This window comes from Pedobacter sp. GW822-FHT03F06, from assembly GCF_058801365.1.
Window position 1 is genome coordinate 43,392 of the sequence record NZ_JBXANE010000014.1, and the last position, 22,645, is coordinate 66,036.

Below are 22,645 nucleotides of genomic sequence, written 5' to 3' on the forward strand. Positions count from 1 at the left end.
TGAAAAATAAATTAAACCGCTTAACACAAACAAGGAGCCGGATTGCTCGAACAATCCAGCTCCTAAACAAAAGTTTTTAACCCGTGAGAATTAAAAAACATCTTGAACCTATGAAAATAGGATTTTATGAATATATAAAAGAATATATTATCAATTTCAATTACAGACCGGCCGCATTTATGCTGATGCTGTGCACCCTTTTGTTTAATCAGGCAATAGCAAGAAGCTTTGAGCAAACACCAGGAGAAAGTGGCGTAAGCATTAAGATAGCTGAAATGAGCATCTCTGATGCCCTTAGTCTTTTAGAAGAAAAAGCAGGCCTGTCGATCAATTACAATAGATCGATTTTTAGCCAGAATAACAAGATAAGCCTCGAAGTGAAAGACATGCCACTTGAGCTGATCCTCAAAAAAATACTTTCAGGAACCAGGGTAGCCTACAGATTTGCCGATACCAATACCATATTGCTTTACAAACTTCCTGATCCGGTAAAACCTGGGCGCATATCAGGAAAAATACTTGATGAAAAAGGTGAAACCCTTCCTGGCGCCTCCATTAAGGTTGTCCAAACCGGTAAAGCCACGCAAACCGCCAGCGATGGAAGTTATACTTTAAGCATTGAACCAGGCACTTACACGGTAGAGATTAGTTATATTTCTTTTGTTACCCAGCGCGTTAGCGAGGTAAATGTAAAGGCTGATAAAAATACACCATTAAACGTTTCGTTAAAACCCGATGCTAAAGGCCTACAGGATGTGACTGTAACCGCCAGCTATAAAAAAGCTTCGGTTGAAGGATTACTGGCCCGCCAGAAAAATGCATCTGAAATTAGCAACGGAATTAGTGCCGATCAAATTGCCAGAACACCAGATAAAAATATCGGTGAAAGTTTGAAACGCATTAGTGGGGTAAATACCGTAGACAATAAGTTTGTTATTGTAAGGGGTATTGGCGAACGATACAATTCGGCCCAGCTGGATGGCGTTTTGCTTCCAAGTGCCGAGGCACAAACGCGTAATTTCTCATTTGATCTTATCCCCTCCAATTTGGTTGATAATGTTGTGGTGAGTAAAACCGCCACGCCTGATATGAATGCCAGTTTTGGTGGCGGGCTGATCCAGATTAACACCAAAGATATCCCTGCCGAAAATTTCATGAGCTTTACAGCAGGTACTTCTTATAACGATCAAAGTACAGGCAAAGATTTTTTAAGCCGTAAACGTGGTAAATATGATTATTTTGGTTTTGATGATGGCAGAAGGGATTTTCCTGAGGGTTTGCAGCACACAAATCGTGGTGTAGAACCTAATATTAATTTAACTGATGCCGCTTACAACAAAATGGTTGAAGACCAAAGTAAAAAATTTACGAATGATAATTTTACCATTTATAAATATAAAACGGCTCCTTCCCAAAATTATCAGTTTACCATCGGCCGTTTACTAGGGCTTGATACGGTCAAACAGAATAAACTGGGTTTTACAGGCTCGCTTACTTACAGAAATACACAAAACATTAACCAGATTGATAATGTACGCCGGGGCGACTGGGAGTACAGATATAATAATAACGGAAATAAATACCTGTTCAACACCACTTTAGGCGCATTATTTAACATTGGTTTACAACTGGGGCAAAACCGCTTAAGCCTGCGCAACACTTATACCCATTTATATAATAATGAACTGGTAAGAACTATTGGTTATGATAATAATGATGGATCCACCTTGGTAGGAACAGGCTTTCCACCAAACCGCATACAGGAAATAGACGACCCTACATTTACTGATCTTTTACAAAATAAATTAAGCGGCCAGCACCAGCTAGGTAAAGTAAAGCTAGAATGGAATGCGGCACGAACAGCCATTGAAAGAAAGGAAAAAGACATGGGCATAGCTACCAGTATGCCTAAACTTATTGGCAAAGAATACCTGTACTATTATATTACCTCACAATTAATAGAGGGAAATATACTTCCAACCTCACGCCACGATTACAGCAACAGCGAACGGCACTATTCGTGGAGTTTAGATGCATCTACCCCATTTAAACTTTCAGGCACACGGAATACGGTAAAGACCGGCTATTTCGGCATCAATAAAAAAGCGGGTTTCGGCTGGCAAATTGCAAGTTTGGTTAATAACCCAAACATAGCCGACAGCTTAAGATATATCCCTATAAGCGAAATGATAAACCCTGCAAATTTTAATATCAACAGCTATACTTATGCTATAAACCCTTGGACATTAAAAAATGATGGTTACGAAGGTTATAGTAATACGCACGCAGGTTATGTAATGCTTGATGACCGGTTGACGGAAAAAGTTCGATTAGTATGGGGCTTAAGGGCCGAGTACTTTAAGTACACAGAAGTAAGAAACGAAACTAATGTTAAAGGTGGTGGCACAGAATTTAAATTACCTGCAGAAAAAAAATGGCAATGGTTACCTTCCGCAAACCTTACCTATAGCCCAACTAACCAAATTAATTTGAGGGTTGCCACATCCGCAACTGTAATCAGGCCCGAACTGATGGATAACAGCCAGTTTTTCAGGTACGATCCTAATCTGGGTGCGCAGTTTAGCAACAGGGGCTTGGCGAGCACCAGAATCAACAATTACGATTTTAAGGCAGAATGGTTTCCGGGCTTGGGCGAGGTGATATCGGCAGGGGCTTTTTTTAAAAAATTTGATAAACCTACCGAACTCAATTTTGACAGTAGTAATGGAAATATATATTACTTTCTTAGAAATGCTGACAATGCTAAAGTATATGGTTTAGAGTTTGAATTAAGAAAAAACCTGGGATTTATTGCCAATCATCAAATATTAACCAACATCACGTTATATGGCAATTTAACGCTTCAAAAATCAAATGTAACCGGCACCTACCAAATAAAAAATCCTAATGGCCCTAATCTTCCTGATATTTTACTTCCACTTAATCAGAAAAGGCCTATGTATGGACAGGCACCGTACCTGGTTAATTTTGGCTTGCAATACACCGGTGATGCTTTAGGTTTTAATATAGCTTACAACAAATCAGGATATAAAACCTATATCGTGAGTTCGAGTTTCAACCAGATAGAATACGAGCAGGCCCGCGCGCAAATAGATGCGCAATTGAGCTATAAGTTTTTAAAAAAACGATTGGAGCTTAAAGTTAACGCAGCAAACCTGCTCAACAAAGCATCAACATTTTATATAAACAGTGCCAGTTATGAAAGAAAAACCGACTATAAGGTGGGCGACGGCGACCTCGATATACAACTTAAACCAGGCTTTAGCGATAAATATGATGAGGGCGATATGATTATGTACAGGCAAAAGTTTGGCCGCACCTACAGCACTTCCCTCACCTACAATTTTTAAACGGCCATGAAAAACAACAGCAATAACTTTACACTATTTAAAAAGAAAGGAGGAAGATACTTTCCTGTATAGCCATAAAAAAAACGAAAGGTTGTACCAGAACCCTCCGTTTAAACCGATCATTTCTAGTGGAACGGCAAATCAGGATAAACCCGAAATATTTTAAAAACCTTACTGTTAAAAACCAAGGGTGCTAACAGTTTTGCTTAGCTATCGATAAGAAATACTAAGATATAAAAAACATTCAATTTAGATACAAATAGGCTTTTATTTCCTTTAAAAATAATGGATTAACTGGTCTCGCATCTAAATACTGCAAAAAATCAACCTAAAAACATGGATCATACCTATAAGATCCTATGAAAAACAAAAAACGAAAATGAAAAATTTCAAAAAATTAATCGGTCTTTTATCAATTGTGGCTGTTTCTTTCACAGCTTGTAAAAAAAATGAAGGTGGTTCTGATTCATTTGGTAACCGCAGCACTTCGGCAGCAGATTATTCACAGTCATCATTGCCAGTAGTGGCCGTTAGTGGAGACATTACCAGCTCTGTTACCTGGACTGCAGGAAATGTGTATGAATTAAGTGGTGTGGTAACGGTTAGAAATGGCGCAACCTTAACCATCCAGGCTGGCACTTATATTAAAGCATCGGCAAATACGCCAGGTGTACAAAATGGTGTATTGGTTGTTTCAAAAGATGGTAACATCAGTGCAGTAGGTACAGCAGAAAATCCAATTGTATTTACCAGCCGTCGTTTATTAGATGGTGATGCCAGCACAACTGGTACACCTGGCGATTTTGGTGGTGTAATTATTTTAGGTAATGCAAAAATCAATGTTTTAAATCCGAGCGGTAAATTAATCGAAGGTTTAGCCAACGAGGATAAATTCTACTATGGAGGTTCAAATAACGAAGATAACCGTGGTACTTTCCAATATGTGCGTATTGAGTATGCTGGTTTCCAGTTGGCACCAAACGTAGAGGTTAATGGTTTAACTTTAGGTGGTGTGGGTAGTGGTACTACTATCGATCACGTACAGGTTTCTTATGGTTTAGATGATGGATTCGAATTTTTCGGCGGAACAGTTAGCCCTAGCAATTTAATTGCTTTAGCATCTGATGATGATCAGTTCGATTTTGACAACGGTTTTACCGGAACATTAACTGATGCAGTAGCCATTGCCGATAAAAATGCTACACACAGCACAAGCGGAGGCAACAGCGATTCTAACGGTATCGAATCTGACAACAATGCCCCTGCTGAAGATGCAACCTTTAGATTAACACCTAAAACACACCCAACTTTGATCAATGTTAGCATCTTCGGAACTGAAAACACCAGTGGTATCGCAGGTTTAGGTTACCGTAATGGTATCCGCGAGCGCAGAGGTTCGGAGGTTGAATTAATTGATGTAATTGTATCTGGTTACAACACAGGTATAGCTTTCGATGCAGATGCCCCGGCAGGTGTTTCAACCATTAGCACTACTTCAGTTCACGGTTTCGTTAACTCAATCACTACAGCATCTGGCACTTACGTTGATGGCGGCGGTAACTCATTGGTTGTTAATGCAACTAACGCAAGCGCTTTTGGTGTTAGCCAACCATGGTACAACACACCAGGTTCTCCAGCTACTGTTACGTTACCAAGTTGGGCAGCTACGTGGTCAAAACTTGTATTCTAATTTTTTCTCTCTTAAAAAAGGTGGCCGTACCCAAAGGGTACAGCCCCTTTTTTATAAAAACAGACAGCTGTTTTTAAATGTAATTACCCTTTATATGAAACTAAAAATTTTTACCTTTTTTTTTCTTTCTGCTATTGTAGCCTTAAGTTTATCTTGTCGCAAAGCAGAACTTCTTCAACCGGAACCAGCTAAAGTTATTCAGCTAAACATTACCGGAGCAACCAATGTTGAACTGGAATACCTGTACAGAGACAGTATTATAGCTACTCCACCAGCAGGTGGTATTAGTTTAAAAACCCTGCTTAGCGTAAAAGATCAGGATAACGTACTAAAGGTCAGAAAAAAGGGTGCTTCTGAAATATTACTCACCAGAACGATTACGGCAACTCCATTTGATCAGAACATCAGTATTTTTTATGATGGGACCAAAATATACAACAATGCCATTTCATTAGAGATTAAGGGCTATGCCTTATCTGGCGAACTCGAATTCTTATTAGATGGAAACATAATTTCTTCAGAAACCGGAAAAGTAAATAAATTGCTGTCTATACTGATCGACAAAGGCACCACAAGGGAAATCCAGATCCGTAAGAAAGGAGAAATAGCCATTCTGCTTGCCAAAACAATCGAATCTACCATCCCAAAGCAGAATATCGGTTACTTATTCGATGGCACTAAAATAGTGGATAACGTAAAACTCGATCCTCCGAAGAATCCTACCAATATGATGGTGAGCGCTAAATTTGAAACCTCATTTCCAAATCAGTTCAAAAATGTAGATGTCGATCTTATTTTTTACACCAGGCTTAAAACCGCATCGAACACTACCGTTGGAACCAAGGTAATGCCCGAACTCCGGTTTACGCTCCCGAAAAATGGTTCTTTTAATTCGATAGAATTGCCTCCTTTACCAGGGTCTGATTATATATATAGTTTCGATATCCTTGAAAAAGAGACCAATAACGCTCCTTACAACCCTACCAGTCCCCTGGTACCAAGTGGATTTACACTTAAACCCAACGAAGGTAGAATTACTTCAGCCTTTGCCAGCGATGGATTTAATTTTCAGGCAGGAACGTCTAAATTATTTTTAATTACCGATGCCAAGACAACAGTTACTTCCCCTACAAGGTCTATCTATGTGTCTGGCGGAAAATTAACAGATCTTTCACAATATTTTCAATAGGATTTATATTTATTGTATAGAAAATGGGGAAAACCAGGCAATTGCAGCGGGTATTCCCTTTTTCTTTTATTATAATTCTTACTATTGGCAATCACCATTGAACTGGTAACACGATTTAACCCAGCAACTGATTAACTTATTGGAATACTTAAAAACCGGTAGAAGCAATCCTGATGTTACACGAATAGATTTTAATGGCTGATCTGATGTGATTTCCTTCCAAGTACCCAGCGGTTACGCATGCAGCGGTAACACCTATAACGTTTCATGGGTAACCAGAACAACAGGGTTTTCATCATAAATGTCCGTGGAATTCTTTCCAGATCCGATTTATCACCCTTTCCACATGGGCATACACCTTGAAAATGATCCTTGCCGATTGATTCGATTGCTGCTGTCATGACATAAAAAATTGAAAACTTATATTAACCCTATAGATAACCAAAAATACAGCGCTAATGTTAATATAAAATAACCTGTTCAATACCAAAACAGGTTTATCCCATGAGTATCAGCGAATTTTCGCAGTTATTTCCTGATCTTTCTATAAAGCCTGGCTATTTTTTTAGCATCTTTTTTAAATGTTTCGAGATAATCTTCTATTTCTTTCTTCGATAATGTTTCGATCTTCGCTTTAACCGCATGCTTAAAACTACCTACTGCAAGTAGCTGGTTTTTACTGTCACGAAATTTCACGTTCGGGAAAAGTTCTGAAATATGACGTTTATTTCTTTCCCTGATTTCGCTCAGTTTAGTAAAAGATTTTGAGTTTGTATCGCGAGTTAAATCTGTGAGCGAATCGTAATAATCATAATCGTTAATGTAATTGATCACGCTGAGGGTAACAATATTCGAATCCATATTTACTTTTGTTTCAGTTAAATATAACTGTTTGTGTTTAAAATACACAGCGCTGTTTAAAATATGTAACGCAGCAAACAAATCTGGTTCAGCAATTAATTAGGCCGCAAAAATCTAAACCGAAGTGTTTTTTTGCCTGCTGATTACTATAGATGTAATCACATTATTTCATAGCTTTACTAGCAAACAATACAACATGATGAATTTAGTGATGTCTATTATCGGATGGTCTGGAGTGCTATTTTGTACACTTGGGTACCTTTTTTTAAGCATGAAATTAATCCGTGCCGATTCACTCACATTTCAGGCACTTAACATACTGGGTGGTTTATGTTTAGCTATAACCGCGTTAGACACCCACGATCTACCAAATGCTGCAGCAAATGTGCTCTGGATGTCTATTGGTTTATATGCTTTAAGCAGGCAGTTTAGCAAACGGGAGCAGAAACAGCCTTAAGGGGCGGTATAGAAAGGGCATCATATGCCTTTTGTTTATAATACGCTAAACGATCTAAATAAGCTTTTTTATCGCTTTCCATTGAAAGATAAAAATATGCACCATCAACCAGTACAAAAATAAAATCGGCAATAACCTGAGGGTTCTCAACATCGGTGATCTGTTGTTCGTTGCACTGTTCAATCATCAGGGCAAGACCATTGCGGAGGGCATCCAGAATAACTTTATACTTCAACTTGATCTTTTTCTCTCTGAACGCCAAAGCATAAAAGGTATAAAACAATCCATCATCAAAAAGCAGGTTCCATTTTTTAGAAAACAGCATTTCAATAGTGGCTTGTAAATCGTCTAGTTTTGCTTTCTCTTTGTTCTTTATCGTATAAATCAGTAAATACCGATCGAGTATATGATCGATCAGTTCATAGGTAAGTCCTTCTTTAGTTTCAAAATAATGAATAATAAGGCTTGGGTTAATATCCATCACCTTTGCAATCTTCGCAATAGAGGTATTTTCGTAACCCTCTTTCTTGGCCACCTGGTAAAATACCTTAATAATTTCCAGTCGTCTTGTCTCTTTTAGGCTTTTACGTCCCATCGTGCAGTTAATTTAATTAGGCAAACTAATCAAAAGTAGTTGTATTCTGCAAATTTATTTTTTCCAATAGATTGAATGAACATTCAATTAATATATTAATTTAGTCTTAACTTAACTTTAACATGATATGTTCAATTTAGCGCCGCTGAAAAGTGCTTATCATTCCAAATCAAACAACTAAATATTAAGAAAAATGAAAAAAAAGCTATTCTGGATGTTCACGCTGTTGATCCTATCCGCTAGTGGCTTTGCTCAAGGGATCGCCATTAAAGGTGTGGTCTCTGATGCAAAGACGGGCGAAACGCTCCCTGCCGTAAACATTACTGTAAAAGGGACCAACCTACACATTGCCACCAACAGTAGTGGTAGTTACACCTTAAGCAGTGTAAAACCCAATGCCACTCTTATTTTTTCCTACATCGGCTACAAGCAGCAGGAAATTGCCGTTGCTGGCAGAACAAAAATCGACGTTTCTCTATCTCCTGATTTTGCCAACCTCGATGAGGTAGTGGTAGTTGGGTTTGGAACCAAGAAAAAAATCAATGTTGCCGGTGCAATTGATCAGATCTCTGGCAAGCAGCTCGAATCGAGACCGGTAACCAACGTATTGCAGGGTTTACAGGGTATCAGTCCGGGGTTGAACATCACTTATGCTGGTGGTGCGCCGGGCAGTGTACCCAACATCAACATTAGGGGATATACTTCCATTAATGGTGGCTCGCCATTAATTGTTATTGATGGTATTCCTGCTACAAGCAATGACGATATGTTACGCTTAACCCCCTCTGATATAACTTCATTTACAATATTGCGCGATGCGGCATCGGCAGCCATTTATGGAGCACGTGCCGCATTTGGTGTAATTTTGATTACCACTAAACAAGGTGCTGCAGGCAATAATGTAATTAGCTACAATACCACGCAATCTTGGGGAAAACCAACTTTACTGCCTAAACCGGTAACCGATCCTTATATTTTTTCGAGGGTTTTAGAAACCTCTACCGATAATACCCCATGGGATTATGTGAATTATAACGATGAGTATTACCGCTGGGCAAAGGAACGGTCAGATAATCCTTCCATAGCCGATACCCGGTTAAACCCAACCGATCCTACCAAATGGGCCTATATGGGTAGCAACGATTGGTACAATTACTTTTTCAATAATTCGAGTTTATCTAAAAGCCATACCCTTACCTTTTCTGGTGGAGCTGCCGTAAACGAAAAACCATTAACTTATTATCTTTCAGCAGACTACAGCAGAGATAACGGACTAAATAAACTTACTGCCGATTATTGGGACCGTTATGGATTAAGGTCAAAAGTGGGCTTTTCTCCGCTTTCCTGGCTTAAAGTTGATAATAACCTCAATATTTATCAAACCAAACGGGCACTTCCCAATGGAAACATAACCGATCTGTACTACCTCATGCCTACCGATGTGGCTAAAAACCCTGATGGGACCTGGGCAAATACTGCTGCTGGTAAATTGGCTGCAAAACTTGTTGATGGCGGAAACAACCTTCAAAACATGTTCGGTTTCCAGAATATTACCAGTGCTACAGCCTTATTTTTAAAAGGTGATCTTCAGGTAAATGCTGATGCATCTTTTAAACGCGAGCTTTGGAAAACACATAACGATAGCAAAAAATATAAAATTGGCTATGGCCCAAACGATATCCGCGAAGAAGGTGGAACCGGTTCAGTAACCGAAAACAATGGTTACCTGTATAATAATGCATTTAATATATATAGCACGTATAAAAAAACGCTAGGCGATCATTTCTTCAGTGCAATGGTAGGTTTTAATAGCGAAGATTATAGCTATTCTACTGTGAACGCAAGTAAAGATGTCCTTATTTCTTCTTCTCTGCCCTATTTATCGCTTACCAGCGGTACGGCTACAGCCAGTGCGGGCTATTCGGCTTATGCAACCAATAGTGCATTTTCGAGATTAAATTACACCTACAAAAACAGGTACATCCTGGAAGCTACCGGAAGGTATGATGGTTCATCACGTTTCCCGATAGACAGACGTTGGGGATTTTTCCCTTCGGCATCGCTTGCCTGGATAGTGAGTGGCGAAGATTTATTTAAGTCACTTTCACCTGCAATATCTACCTTCAAATTACGTACCTCATATGGAGATCTTGGAAACCAGAATGTGGGCGATTTTGGTTATATCCAATCTCTTGTACCAGGCACTTCAGGTTATTTAATTGGCGGCAATGGGCAGAACCAGGTAATTAATGGGGCTCCCGGACTAAGCGTTGATCCTCAAACTTATACATGGGAAAGGGTTTCTACCTTGAATATGGGTACTGATATTGGCCTGTTAAATGATAAACTTTCTTTCACTTTCGATTATTATATCCGCGATACCAAAGGCATGCTTACTGCAGGACAAGAACTGCCAGGTGTGTTGGGCACCGGTGTACCACGTCAGAATTCAGCCGATCTACGCACCAAAGGATGGGAACTTTCGGTAACCTATAGAGACAGGTTTGATCTCGGTTCAAAACCTTTCAGCTTTGATGCAAAAGTATTCCTGGCCGATTCAAAAGCCAAAATTACCAGGTTCAAAAATGACCAGAACCTATTTACAAATTACCGCGAAGGACAGGTTCTTGGAGAGATATGGGGATTACAGAATGATGGCGTTTTCCGCAGTAAAGCAGAAATTGCCGCTTTAGATGAATCTGCACTTATTCCATGGGGTGCCTTATCTATTGTTGAGGGATGGCCAAAATATGTAGATCTCGACGGCAACAAAAAAATAGAAAGAGGACTGAGCTCAAACGATCCAAAAGATTTAAAAATCATTGGAAATAGTTCTGACCGCTATACCATTGGCGCCAACCTGAATATGGATTGGGGTGGTTTCGATCTTTCTGTGTTTTTGCAAGGCGTATTAAAAAGAGATTTTTATCCTCACCACTACCTTTTCTGGGGTCCTTATCAACAACCCTATGCTAACGTTTACCCTTGGAACCTTGATTTTTACCGTGGAGCAGCCGATTCGCCGGAACAAAGAGCCAAACACTCGGCTTCATATATCGCTGCCGGACTTGCTGATGCCAATACCGATTCGCAATATCCAGTATTGCAATCGTGGCTTGCTGATGCCAATTATGGATCCGGTTTAGATATTCCCCAAACTAAATATTTGCTAAACGGTGCTTACCTGAGGATCAAAAATGTATCGCTTGGTTATACCCTCCCGGTTCAATGGACCAAAAAATTCCATGTAAACCGTCTTCGCGTATTTGTTACCGGAGAAAACTTATATGAGTTTTCTTCAATCAAGAAGTTTATCGACCCGGAAGCAGTTAATCAAGGACCAAGTGCCTGGGCATACCCTTACCAACGCAGATATGCTTTTGGTTTAAACCTCGATTTTTAGCCTAAGCCCTCACATTTAAATCATTTTAAAAATGAAAAAGTATATATATATCGTATTTATTGCAGCTGCAGGTATGCTCTCAGCCTGTAAAAAAGCTGGACTGGACCGTTTTCCACAAACCTCCATCTCACCTAACCTGTTCTTTAATACCGAAAGTGATCTTTCGCTTTACGTAAATGGCCTACTCTCTCAGCCAGATCGCAATACTTATCTTAATGATCAGAGTACAGATAATGTAGCTACCACCGCGGCAGTTGAGGTAAAAAATGTTATGACCGGTAATACGAATGCCCAGAATATTACCTCTGGCTGGAGCTGGAGCAGATTAAGAAACATTAACTACTTTCTGGAAAACTATGGGAAAGCACAGGTTTCTGCTGCCGTTAAAAACCACTATGCAGGTTTGGCCAGGTATTACCGTGCCGAATTCTACTTGGATAAAGTAAAGCGTTTTTCTGATGTCCCCTGGTATTCAGGCACATTGGAGCCAGGTGATGAAGAGCTTTACAAAGCTCGCGATCCGCGGACATTGATTGCCGACAGTATAATGGCAGATTTGGATTTTGCCTATAAAAATGTAAGGGAAAGTGTTCCCGTAGGTACTCCAGGGAAATGGGCAGTAGCCACTTTATATGCGCGGGCAGCCCTTTACGAAGGTACTTATCGCAAATACCATAACGAGCTGAATTTAAGCAGCGCTGCAAATACTTTTTTAGAAACCGCAGCAAGAATTTCAGGAGAGATCATCGCTGGCAAAAAATTTAACATTTACAATACCGGAAAGCCGGAACAAGATTATGCAACGCTTTTCTCCAGTCAGGATTTAACGGCCAATAACGAAGTGATTTTGGTTAACATCTTCGATCTGAGTAAGAGCAAAAGCCAGAATGTGAATTCGACTGTATTTGGCGATTATGAGCAGGCACCAGCGAAAGATCTGTTACAAACCTATTTAATGAAAGATGGAAGCAGGTTTACTGACGTAGCAAACTACGCTCAACTGGGTTTTGTAGCAGAATTTAAAAACCGCGATCCGCGCATGTCGCAAACTATGGTTTACCCGGGATGGACAAGAGTACCCGATCCTACACCTTATATTCAGCGCTTAAATAAAAATTTTACAGGTTACCACCAGTTAAAAGGTTATGTAAACAGCACCGACAATTCGATCTTAAATAGTGTAGATTTTCCGGTATACCGTTATGCGGAAGTGCTGTTAACCTATGCTGAAGCACTTGCCGAATTAGGCACATTAACACAAACGCAGCTAGACCAATCGGTAAATCTGCTCCGTAAAAGAGCGGGCTTGCCTGATCTTAATCTCGCAACGGCAAATGCCAATCCCGATCCGGCATTGCAGTTGCAATATCCAAATGTTACCGCTAATGCAGGTGTTATACTCGAAATTAGAAGAGAACGCAGGGTAGAATATGCTTTCGAAAACATGCGCTTTGATGATTTAATGCGCTGGAAAGTGGGCAAACTGCTTACTAAAAGTCCTGAAGGCATGTACTTCGCCGGATTGGGTAAGTACGACCTTACCGGTGACGGTGTTGATGATATTATCCTGATTGACAGAACGGCAACCATACCTGGCGAAGACCAGAAAGAAAAGAATTCACTTGGGGTAAAACTTATTTATTACCGTGCAGGATTAATCGGGACTGATGCAACCGTTTATTTAAAGAACGGCAATACCGGAGGTAATATCGTAACAGAAAATGTGGTTAGGATTTTTGAGGAACCAAAATTCTATTATCGCCCTATTCCGCAACAACAAGTAATCCTAAACCCTAAACTGAAACAAATTTTTGGTTGGTAATGAGAACAGAAATAAAAAGAAGGTCTTTACTAAAGGCCATAGGATTATCAGCAGGTGCTGCTTTTTCAGGCACATTACCTGCGCTAGCTTCAGAAGCACTTTTGGATAAACCAAAAGGTAAAAAACTGATGCTTACTGTTCCACATATTACCGATGTGCACATCCGTGCAGGAGAAAATGCTCCTGAGCGATTTAAAGCATGTTTAAAACAGATTATCAGCAAACATAAAGTTGATTTCTTCTTAAACGGAGGAGATTCGATTAACGATGCTTCTTATGATAATGTTGTGCGCAATCAGGTAACCGAACAATGGGGAATTTGGGATGATTGTACTAAAACCATTGATCAATACGAAATACACAGCTGTATTGGCAACCATGATACCTGGTGGAAAGCGCCCACAACAGACGATGAAATGTATGGAAAGAACTATGTGGTGAAACGACTGAAAATCCCTAACCGTTATTATAGTTTCTCCAAAAAGAACTGGCATTTTATTATCCTTGACGGGAATAACAGTAAAATTTCACTTGATGATGAGCAGTATAACTGGCTTGAGCAGGAGTTAAAAAACCTGCCTGCTGGCACGCCTACCCTGCTCATGTCTCACTATCCAATTCTGGGCACCACCCAGGTATTGGTTGGTGGCGGACATTCGGATTGTAAAAAGCTGAAAGATCTCTTCTACAAACACCGCGATAAGGTGAAAATCTGCCTGAGTGGTCATAATCATCTTTCAGATCAAACCGTTTACAATGGTGTTCGATACTGCTGCAATGGAGCCATGAGTGGTTTTTGGTGGGGCAAGGGCGATGCAGAATCGGCAGGCCCTGGTTATTACCTGGAAACACCTCCGGGCTATGCAATACTTAAAATGTACGATGATGGAACGGTTGAAAATGAATATTTCCCACACACTTTTTAATAAAGGAGAGAACCATGTTACTAAGAACAATTATTTTCGCCTGCTGTGTTTCTTTATCCATGCCGGTACTCGCTCAAAACAGGGCGAGTAAGGTCGTCTATGTAATCGCCGATGGGATCCCTGCCGATGTAATGGAACGATTGGACTTACCTAATTTCAAAAAAATCATTTCAGAGGGATCGTATTCACGCATGCATGTGGGTGGCGATAAAGCCAGTTATAACGAAACACCAACCATATCTGCGGTGGGCTACAACAGTTTACTTACCGGTACCTGGGTGAATAAACATAACGTACCCGATAATGATATAAAAGCACCCAATTACAATTATCAACACATTTTCAGGTTGTTTAAAAATCAATACCCTGAGAAAAAAACAGCGATTTTCTCCAGCTGGACCGATAACCGGACCAAATTGCTTGGCGATGGTCTTCCCGAGACCGGCAACTTTAAGCCCGATTTTGTAGCAGACGGGTACGAGTTAGATACAACACGCTTTAAACATGATAAAAATTCGGCCTACATGCACCTTATTGATGAGGAAGTGGTTAAACAGGCAGCAAACACCATTCATGATAAAGCGCCTGATCTTTCATGGGTGTACCTCGAATATACCGATGATATGGGGCACCGTTATGGCGATAGTCCTGAGTTTTATAATGCTGTTGAGACGCTGGACAAACAAATGGGTCAGATTTGGCAGGCTATTACTTACCGTCAACAGAAATTTAAAGAAGATTGGTTGATTGTAATCACAACCGATCATGGGCGTGATGAAAAAACCGGCCGCGGACATGGCGGACAATCTGAGCGTCAACGTTCAACCTGGATGGTGAGCAATTATAAAAAACTGAATACTTACGCCCAATACTTCGATCTTGGTATAGTAGATATCATGCCTTCCATTGCCGATTATCTCAATGTAAAACTGCCAAAAAATGTGGAACAGGAAATTGACGGCACAACATTTATTGGCCCATTGTCCATATCAGCGCTAAAAGCAAATTATGTACAGAATCACCTCGACATTAGCTGGAAAGCAGTGGAAAAGAAAGGAAAAGTAAAAATTTGGCTGGCAACTACCAACGCGTTTAAAACAGGAGGAAAAGATGACTATCATTTGTTGGGAGAGGTTGACGTTAATCAGCAACATTATTTAGCAGATCTTAAGAACTACCCATCCTCTTTCTATAAACTCGTACTAGAAGCACAAGATAACACACTCAATAAATGGATAAGCATTAAATAATTAGTTTCATTCCTAACTCCAATAACTTACATCCCTAAGCCCAATAGCTGATCGTTTAAGATCAACGATTGGGCTTTTTTAATTACTTATGGCCCTTATCTTAATTGAATAACATAAACAAAAAACTATATTTTTAAATTTTGAAATATTCGTACTTTTTAACCAATTTTTAGGACTTATAGACCTTTTTTAGCAATGGTTCTTGAGCGAAATTTGTAGTCTAACTTATCGGCAGAATCATGTTTATTGATTTTTCTAGCTGATGACAAATACAAATTCAATAAAAAATGGTCAGTCCCACTATCTCATCAAGCCCAAGCGGTCTAAAAACTGCTATTATCCGATTTCTTATTTATGGTTTAATAATCGTTTTATTGTCTGAATTTCTGAAGTGGAATGTGCAGCATGAAGCGGGAAGTAATAAATTCAGTGAACAATCAATTGTAGAATATGTGCAGAGCTTGCTGCTATTATTAAGTGCCCTTACTTACCTTTATATTTCATTTAAACATAAATCATCATTCCCACTTGCTTTTGCCTTATTTAGCTTCACAATGGCATCTCTCATCAGAGAGCAGGACGCTTTTCTTGATGAACATGTTTATGATGGAGCATGGCAAACCGGCGCTTTTGGTTTACTTTTTCTTGCAATTATTATTATATACAGAAATAAAGGACTCTTTTTTTCTAACCTAAACGGTTTTGTAAACAAATTTTCCTTTGGGATATTACTATCTGGAATTTTAACTACTTATATTTTCGCACGTTTATATGGTAGAAAAGTATTTTGGATGGCCGTTATGGAAAGTCAATATAGCCGTGATGTGAAGAACGTATCAGAAGAATCGCTCGAACTTTTTGGTTATACACTCATCCTAATCGCCAGCGTAGAATTTTACCTGCTTGCGAAGGCAAAAAGCAACTGCCAGGCCTTAACCATGCGTAACAGCCAAACACCACTTAACCTTTCGGCATAACATTATACACTGAAATATCCTACCTGATCAATGCTGGTTGTTTAATTACTAATGGCGTTGATCAGTTTTTTTCCAAAGTGCTTCAAAGCTGTATTGCGCATTAAATAATTGAAAGAAATAATACCTACTATGGCGCAGCTTAATCCGGCTAATACATCAAGCGTGTAATGATGACTGGTATAAATAGCCGAAAACCAGATTCCAATCATTACGATAGTAAAAAAAATGTTGATCTTACCCAAGCGGTTTTTTAAGCCATAATAAACAACAATAACAGGATACGAAGAATGTAAAGATGGCATAGCCGCAAATACATTAGAACCTTTGCTGTATATACCATGAAAAAGTGTAATGTTAAAATAATGGTCAAACCGGGCCAATCCAGCGGTATTACCAGCAGTTTTCGCGATAAACCCGAAGCCATGTTCCTGCACATACCATGGTGGTGCAGCCGGGAAAGCATAGTACAACACAAAGCCTAACAAATTTACCCATACAAAGGTGAGCGAGAAACGGACAAACTGTTCCTTATTCTTAAAAAAAAGATAAGTAGCAAATGCCAACGGAACAGGTACCCACATCAGGTAGAAAAATCCGGTCAATACATCTAAAAATGAAGTACTGTTTATTTTCCAATACTCGTTAGGTGTAAGTATTAAGCCATGGTAATTAATGCCGAAAGTATTTTTTTCGAGTTCATATAAATCTTCAATATGTACCGTATTAAAAAGGTAGTTCGGAAATGCTTTCATGTAATCAAACAGTATCCAGTAGACAATAAAGATTGAAAAGCCGAGGATAAACTGCCTGGTTCCCCTGGAGATATAAAACAAAGCATTAAAAATAAAAATCAGCACCAGCTGATCGGTTTTAAAGCCGACCAGCAGTACTGATAACAATAGATATCCAACAGATATAGCAACTGTTAGATAAATATTCCGAAGATTATAAAAACTGTTTTTAAGCAATACTTCTTGCTGCATGTTATTTTTTATCAAAATTAGACCTAAAAATATGGTCCCAAAAAGTCCAGCTTACCCCATAACCCTTGGTCGAATCGGAATAGTGGTGAAGCATATGATGCTGTTTTAACCGTTTCCAAAAGCCGCTTTTAAAATTGGCATGGTGAAGTGCATAATGTACCATGTCGTAAAAAAGATAACCGATCATAAAACCCGAGAAAAATGGATAAACCACGGTATCGGGCAATAACCAATCGAAGAGAAAGTAAAAACCCAGAGCCATCGGAATACTGGCCGAAGGTGGCATCACCAGCCTTTTGGCATCGTTAGGGTAATCGTGGTGTACACCATGAAAAATAAAATGGATTTTCTTGCCCCATTCCACATCTGGCTCAAAATGGAAAACATAACGGTGCAGGATGTATTCGGTAATGGTCCAGATGGCCAGACCAAGCAGAAACCAGCCTGCAAAATTTAAAACGGGCATTTCGATTTGCCAAAGCGCTTTCCAAAAAAGAAAGGCAATAACCGGTACATAAACAATCAACGGTACATAAAACCTAACTTTTGATAGGCTTTCTAAAAAGTCATTTTTAAACATCCTGATGGATGCGGTCGAATTTGAAACAAAATTCTTTTTCATTGGTAATATTTTTAACTGGTCTTCGACTCGGCACATGTAATCGTCATCCTGAACTTGTTTCAGGATCTTTTCCTCAAACAATTTATCATTCTCAACGTAGGGGTCTTCGACTCCGCTCAGACTGACAAATCGATATAGAAAAGTCGTCATTGCGAGAAGGAACGACGAAGCAATCTTTCATGCTTATGAGCCCTGCGGTAAAGATTGCTTCGTCGGCTGAAAAAGCCTTCTCGCAATGACGAACTTTGTGAGGACGCCACCCGCATTACGCCCTCCGTCAGACCTTAATCCTTTCAACTAAAACTTTTGAAGGCTCCGAAACATCAAAACCTTTTATTTCTACATATTTTACATTCGGAAACCAAAAGGTCCCGCCCTCAATCCGAAGGAAAATCCGTTCTAGCTGCATTTTTTTATTGTTGATCGTAGCAAAAACATGGTATTTTTTATCTGCGCCAGATTTATTTAAATACATCGGTAGTTTTTTATGCGAGGTAAACCGCAGTTCGAACTGACCGTTACCCAGACTTTTGCTGATGATGCCATATGCAAATTTCCGCTGGATATAACTCAGCTCTTTCTTTTCGCCTTTATCACCGTAACGCATCCAAAATACATTTACAGGCTGTTCTTTATTTACTTCGCCATGTTTATCTACATTTAGCTGGCAGATAATGGTATTGGTATTCGGATCGCGCTGTAAATAAAACAGCTGATTAGGGATATCTTTCGGTGTTGGAAAAGTAATCGGAGAAGGATCTGATCCTTGCGCATTTGCGTTAAAGGACAGTACTCCGGTTAAACTTCCCATTAATACCAAACCCGCAATTAATGCAGCCTTGTTATTTCCTTTTCGCTCATTAAGCTCTTGCGCTTCGAGCCCTTTTTTGGCTTCCTGTAACCTTTTAACAGCCGTAATATTGGTTAATACCGCCATTAGTGTAATGGGCATGGTAAAAATCGACATCGTTTCGAAAACATGGAATGAAATGCCTGGCAAGTAAACTTTGTAATCGCCACCAATAAAATGCCCCGCAATACCACAGGCTATGGCAAAAACGCCAATGGTTACTACCCTTTCCGGCCTTTGCATTAAACCGCCTTTACACTCCACGCCTAATCCCTCGGCTCTTGCACGGGTATAACTCACCATCATCGAGCCGATCAATGCAATAAAGGCAAATAGCGAACTTAAGAAATAATGATGTGCAACCAGGTAATAACAGATGCCCAAAAACATGATCATTTCGCTATAACGATCGAGTACCGAATCGTACAAAGCACCAAACTTCGAACTCATGTTTCCCAATCGCGCCACCTGCCCATCGAGCATATCGAACAGGCCTGCAAAAAGCACCAGTGCCCCTCCCCAGCCGATGTATGACATATCGCCGCGGTTAGATTTTTCGGCACCGAGCACAAAAATTACGGCTACGCCAATATTCAGGATCAGACCAATGGTGGTTACCGCATTAGGTGTTAAACCGATTTTAATCAAACCCTTTACAAAAGGATTGATCACTTTATATATGCCTTGTTGCAGGCTGTCCCTTAGATTTTTTTCCATAGCTTATTTCTTAAAAATCAAATTTTACCCTCGCCCTTATTCCCCACTCCGAAACTTCCGGATTATTGAGGTAGTTGAACCGTTTCACCACGTCGACCCTCAATAATTTAAAGATATTGCCTACACCAACACTACCTTCCATGTACGGCTCATTACCCAATGCATAAGTTCTTTGTGCACCATTTTCGTAAACCGGAAGGCGGTATAATCCTGTTTGAAAATTCGGATTATTTTCGTTCCGCAAACCACCATATAAGGCTTTGAACGACACCACTTCCCTCAATTTTAATTTTTTGATCAATGGCACTTTATTAAAAAAGAAGCCATTAAAATTATGATCGATATTGATGCTCACATAATGGTCGCTCACAAATTCGAGAAAGTTCATCAGGTTGTAAGAGTTGAGCTGATAAGCATAGGTTTGGTTGGCGCGATGTATATCTAATAAAGGAAAAGGCACTTTACCGGCAATATAACCACCCTCGAAAGTCACATCACTATACCCCAACTGCGATAAATAAAAGCGTTTATCGATACTGCCCATAATGTTATGATAATTGTATTCGCCACCAAAAACCCCTTTTAAACCTGCGGTATAACGCAAATTAAATACCGGATAGCGGTCGGCAATGGGCACTCGGTATATTTTGCCCTGATAAAATTTCTCGTTTGGCGCATACCTCAACTGTAGAGAAAGTTCGCTGGTGCTTAACCTGTTTACCAACTGATTATTTGAATTTACGTAGTTAAGTCCGCCTGCTGGCGTTTGGCTCCATTTTTTAAAGCCTAGATTGTACGAAAAGTGATTTTCGAATTCTCTAACATAATCCAAACGGTAAAAATCGTTGTACAACAGCATGTCGTTTACTCCGCGTTTAAACGAGAGCAGGAAATTGTCTTCCTGCACAAACTGAAGTTCTTGTCCGGGTATTTTAGTATCGCGTTGAAAACTTGCCCTGATATAATTCTGCGGGAATTCGTAGATCGATTTATTGTTTATCGAATAAGTTCCGGAAAGGAAAAATTTCCATTTCTCATCTTTAATCCCATAGGCCAAATAATTTTCGAAATAATAACGTTTACTAAGCTCAGGCGTTGTTCGGCCACCAACCCGCAGCCTTAAACCTTCTACATTGTTAAAGCTATAAAATGTATTTACCGGGCCAATTTCATAGGGACCTAAATTCTGATAACCTGCAAACAAGAGGGTAACAATTTTCATAGTGCGCTTAAAAGATGGCAGATTTTGCAGGGTATCTATATTGCCATAAATCTTCAGCTGGTTCTTCGAAATGGTATCCAGTCTGTTTTTCTCCCAGAATTTATCATCTTTTTTTGCTGCATCGGCCAGCACTACTGTACTTTTCCCTTGAAAAATAGTATCAGGCAACACCGTATCGAACTGGTAATTCTTATAGGTAACGGTACGTTCGCCGGTAAAACCTATGCCTTTGGTTTTGCCAATACCGAAATCGGCCAACAGATTGCTTTTACTTAAACTATATTTGCCTTTATCGTTAGCTTCGAAATTGAGATCGACTTTTAGTGCACGTACAAAATTGAGGTTAATGTTTTTATTTACCCCAAATGAAGCCCCTGTAACAGCATAATGGCTATCATTGGTTACGTAAATCTTTCCTTCGAACAACATATCGTTTGTATTTCGGGGGGTAAACGACAGCTCAATAACCTGAGGTTTTTGATCCTTTAACGTATCGGTAATAAAAAACTTATAAAAAGCCGGTGCACCATCTGCAATCGGGCTTAAAAATTCGTTACTGATTACAGAGATGTTATTTTTATAAATATCGATATCCTGATACATCCTATCGAAATAAGTTTTCATTCCTTTATTGTCGATGTACCTGCTATCGAAGTTTACCTGTTTCTCGGCAAGAACAACTTTTTTATTTTTTTCAGGATCTTTACTGAGGTAATGATCAGATAATTGTTCCTGAATATATACAGGCAAGAGGTTTTTTCCGCCAATTAAGGTCGAATCCTGCTCCTGAAACAAAAACTGATAGTTTCTGAACATCTTTTTGTTCTTAAACTTATCTGACACATTGCTCAATGAAAACAACATCTTTTCATACTGCCTAAAAGACACCGTATTGTAACTCTTGATCCGGTTTTCATCTTTGTGGGCGATTACCTGGCGGATCAATTCTACCGCCGGATTATCTTTATTGCGGTATTTTACTTTTTTTCCGCCCACAATAACCACTTCATCCAGTGCTCTTGAATCGGGTACTAAGGAAATATCAAGTTCTTGAGTTGCAGAAGCTACAATATTCTTAAAAACTGTACGATAGCCCACATAATTAAAAGTAATTTCGTTTTGAGCATCAGGAGAAACCAATGTGTACTTTCCGTTTACATCAGTCTGTATGCCTATTTTCGTATCTTTAAAGAAAACGGAAACATTGGGCAGTGTTTCTTTGGTAACCGCATCGCGCACGATGCCAGATACCACTGTTCTTTGGCCAAAAGCATTTACCTGCAAAATAAAACTGAGCACCAAGAGGAGAAAAAATGAATAGATCGGTTTCATTTAACTTGAAAAAATAAACTGCTTTTGCATGATATAATTGTAGCTTAACCCAGTTATAACTGAACTAAGCACTTTAGCGAGAACATAATTGAGGTTAAAATAATGGGTGAGCATAAACACACCTGCGGTTACGATAATCAGATTGCCTGACCATACCAAAATATATTTCAATATCTGCCAATTAATGGCTTTAGATTCACTTTCGAAAACCCATTTACGGTTCACATAAAAATTAACTGCTCCACCTACAACCGTACCCGTAACACTTGCTGCCAGATACCACCAGCCCAAAATATTTACGGCAAAAATGGTCACACCAAAATCTGTTGCCGAGGCCACTAGGGATGACGCCTGCGCTTTTAGATAAGTGAACATCAT

16 protein-coding genes are annotated in these 22,645 nt (G+C 39.5%); 9 read left to right on the top strand and 7 right to left on the bottom strand.

Features of this window, described 5'->3' with window-relative positions; genetic code table 11:
• Window positions 1-110: 110 nt before the first annotated feature.
• From AC1RJ8_RS21310 to AC1RJ8_RS21320, 3 genes are all read left to right on the top strand, one after another.
• Window positions 111-3,371: a TonB-dependent receptor gene (locus tag AC1RJ8_RS21310; protein ID WP_492955556.1), complete on the top strand. Its 3,261-nt coding sequence runs from the start codon at window positions 111-113 to the stop codon at window positions 3,369-3,371.
• A gap of 379 nt (window positions 3,372-3,750) precedes the next feature.
• The gene (locus tag AC1RJ8_RS21315; protein WP_492955557.1) at window positions 3,751-5,061 is read left to right on the top strand and encodes a beta-helix domain-containing protein; all 1,311 of its coding nucleotides are present in this window, start codon (window positions 3,751-3,753) and stop codon (window positions 5,059-5,061) included.
• Window positions 5,062-5,155: 94 nt separating this feature from the next.
• Window positions 5,156-6,250: a hypothetical protein gene (locus tag AC1RJ8_RS21320; RefSeq protein ID WP_492955558.1), complete on the top strand. Its 1,095-nt coding sequence runs from the start codon at window positions 5,156-5,158 to the stop codon at window positions 6,248-6,250.
• Window positions 6,251-6,778: 528 nt separating this feature from the next.
• Here the strand turns inward: AC1RJ8_RS21320 and AC1RJ8_RS21325 are convergent.
• A complete protein-coding gene (locus AC1RJ8_RS21325; protein ID WP_492955560.1) occupies window positions 6,779-7,111 on the bottom strand; it encodes a hypothetical protein in 333 nt (110 codons plus the stop codon).
• A 211-nt stretch (window positions 7,112-7,322) separates the two neighbouring features.
• Between AC1RJ8_RS21325 and AC1RJ8_RS21330 the strand changes: the two genes are divergently transcribed.
• Entirely contained in the window at window positions 7,323-7,568 is a 246-nt protein-coding gene (locus AC1RJ8_RS21330; RefSeq protein WP_492955637.1) for a CBU_0592 family membrane protein, read from the top strand.
• On the opposite strand, the gene AC1RJ8_RS21335 is transcribed toward AC1RJ8_RS21330, so the two are convergent.
• Entirely contained in the window at window positions 7,540-8,163 is a 624-nt protein-coding gene (locus tag AC1RJ8_RS21335; protein WP_492955561.1) for a TetR family transcriptional regulator, read from the bottom strand. The genes AC1RJ8_RS21330 and AC1RJ8_RS21335 overlap by 29 nt on opposite strands.
• 193 nt (window positions 8,164-8,356) lie before the next feature.
• Between AC1RJ8_RS21335 and AC1RJ8_RS21340 the strand changes: the two genes are divergently transcribed.
• The 5 genes from AC1RJ8_RS21340 to AC1RJ8_RS21360 all read left to right on the top strand — a co-directional run bounded on the left by AC1RJ8_RS21340 (window position 8,357) and on the right by AC1RJ8_RS21360 (window position 16,541).
• Window positions 8,357-11,566, top strand: a complete 3,210-nt coding sequence (locus AC1RJ8_RS21340; RefSeq protein ID WP_492955562.1) for a SusC/RagA family TonB-linked outer membrane protein — start codon at window positions 8,357-8,359, stop codon at window positions 11,564-11,566.
• Between the two features lie 31 nt (window positions 11,567-11,597).
• Window positions 11,598-13,388: a RagB/SusD family nutrient uptake outer membrane protein gene (locus AC1RJ8_RS21345; RefSeq protein WP_492955563.1), complete on the top strand. Its 1,791-nt coding sequence runs from the start codon at window positions 11,598-11,600 to the stop codon at window positions 13,386-13,388.
• Window positions 13,388-14,314, top strand: a complete 927-nt coding sequence (locus tag AC1RJ8_RS21350; RefSeq protein WP_492955564.1) for a metallophosphoesterase family protein — start codon at window positions 13,388-13,390, stop codon at window positions 14,312-14,314. The genes AC1RJ8_RS21345 and AC1RJ8_RS21350 overlap by 1 nt, the downstream gene beginning before the upstream one ends.
• Window positions 14,315-14,328: 14 nt before the next feature.
• Window positions 14,329-15,564 carry an alkaline phosphatase family protein gene (locus AC1RJ8_RS21355; protein ID WP_492955565.1) on the top strand — a complete coding sequence of 412 codons (1,236 nt, stop codon included), beginning with the start codon at window positions 14,329-14,331 and terminating at the stop codon, window positions 15,562-15,564.
• 374 nt (window positions 15,565-15,938) lie between these two features.
• The gene (locus AC1RJ8_RS21360; protein WP_492955566.1) at window positions 15,939-16,541 is read left to right on the top strand and encodes a hypothetical protein; all 603 of its coding nucleotides are present in this window, start codon (window positions 15,939-15,941) and stop codon (window positions 16,539-16,541) included.
• Between the two features lie 41 nt (window positions 16,542-16,582).
• On the opposite strand, the gene AC1RJ8_RS21365 is transcribed toward AC1RJ8_RS21360, so the two are convergent.
• The 5 genes from AC1RJ8_RS21365 to AC1RJ8_RS21385 all read right to left on the bottom strand — a co-directional run bounded on the left by AC1RJ8_RS21365 (window position 16,583) and on the right by AC1RJ8_RS21385 (window position 22,645).
• The gene (locus AC1RJ8_RS21365; protein ID WP_492955567.1) at window positions 16,583-17,524 is read right to left on the bottom strand and encodes a phosphatase PAP2 family protein; all 942 of its coding nucleotides are present in this window, start codon (window positions 17,522-17,524) and stop codon (window positions 16,583-16,585) included.
• A 1-nt stretch (window position 17,525) separates the two neighbouring features.
• Window positions 17,526-18,146 carry a sterol desaturase family protein gene (locus AC1RJ8_RS21370; protein ID WP_492955568.1) on the bottom strand — a complete coding sequence of 207 codons (621 nt, stop codon included), beginning with the start codon at window positions 18,144-18,146 and terminating at the stop codon, window positions 17,526-17,528.
• Between the two features lie 277 nt (window positions 18,147-18,423).
• Window positions 18,424-19,713 carry a DUF4833 domain-containing protein gene (locus tag AC1RJ8_RS21375; RefSeq protein WP_492955569.1) on the bottom strand — a complete coding sequence of 430 codons (1,290 nt, stop codon included), beginning with the start codon at window positions 19,711-19,713 and terminating at the stop codon, window positions 18,424-18,426.
• A 10-nt stretch (window positions 19,714-19,723) separates the two neighbouring features.
• Window positions 19,724-22,267, bottom strand: coding sequence for a DUF5686 and carboxypeptidase-like regulatory domain-containing protein (locus AC1RJ8_RS21380; protein WP_492955570.1), 2,544 nt, complete (start codon window positions 22,265-22,267; stop codon window positions 19,724-19,726).
• On the bottom strand, window positions 22,268-22,645 hold the full coding sequence (locus tag AC1RJ8_RS21385; RefSeq protein ID WP_492955571.1) for a GtrA family protein: 378 nt from the start codon (window positions 22,643-22,645) through the stop codon (window positions 22,268-22,270). It abuts the gene before it with no gap.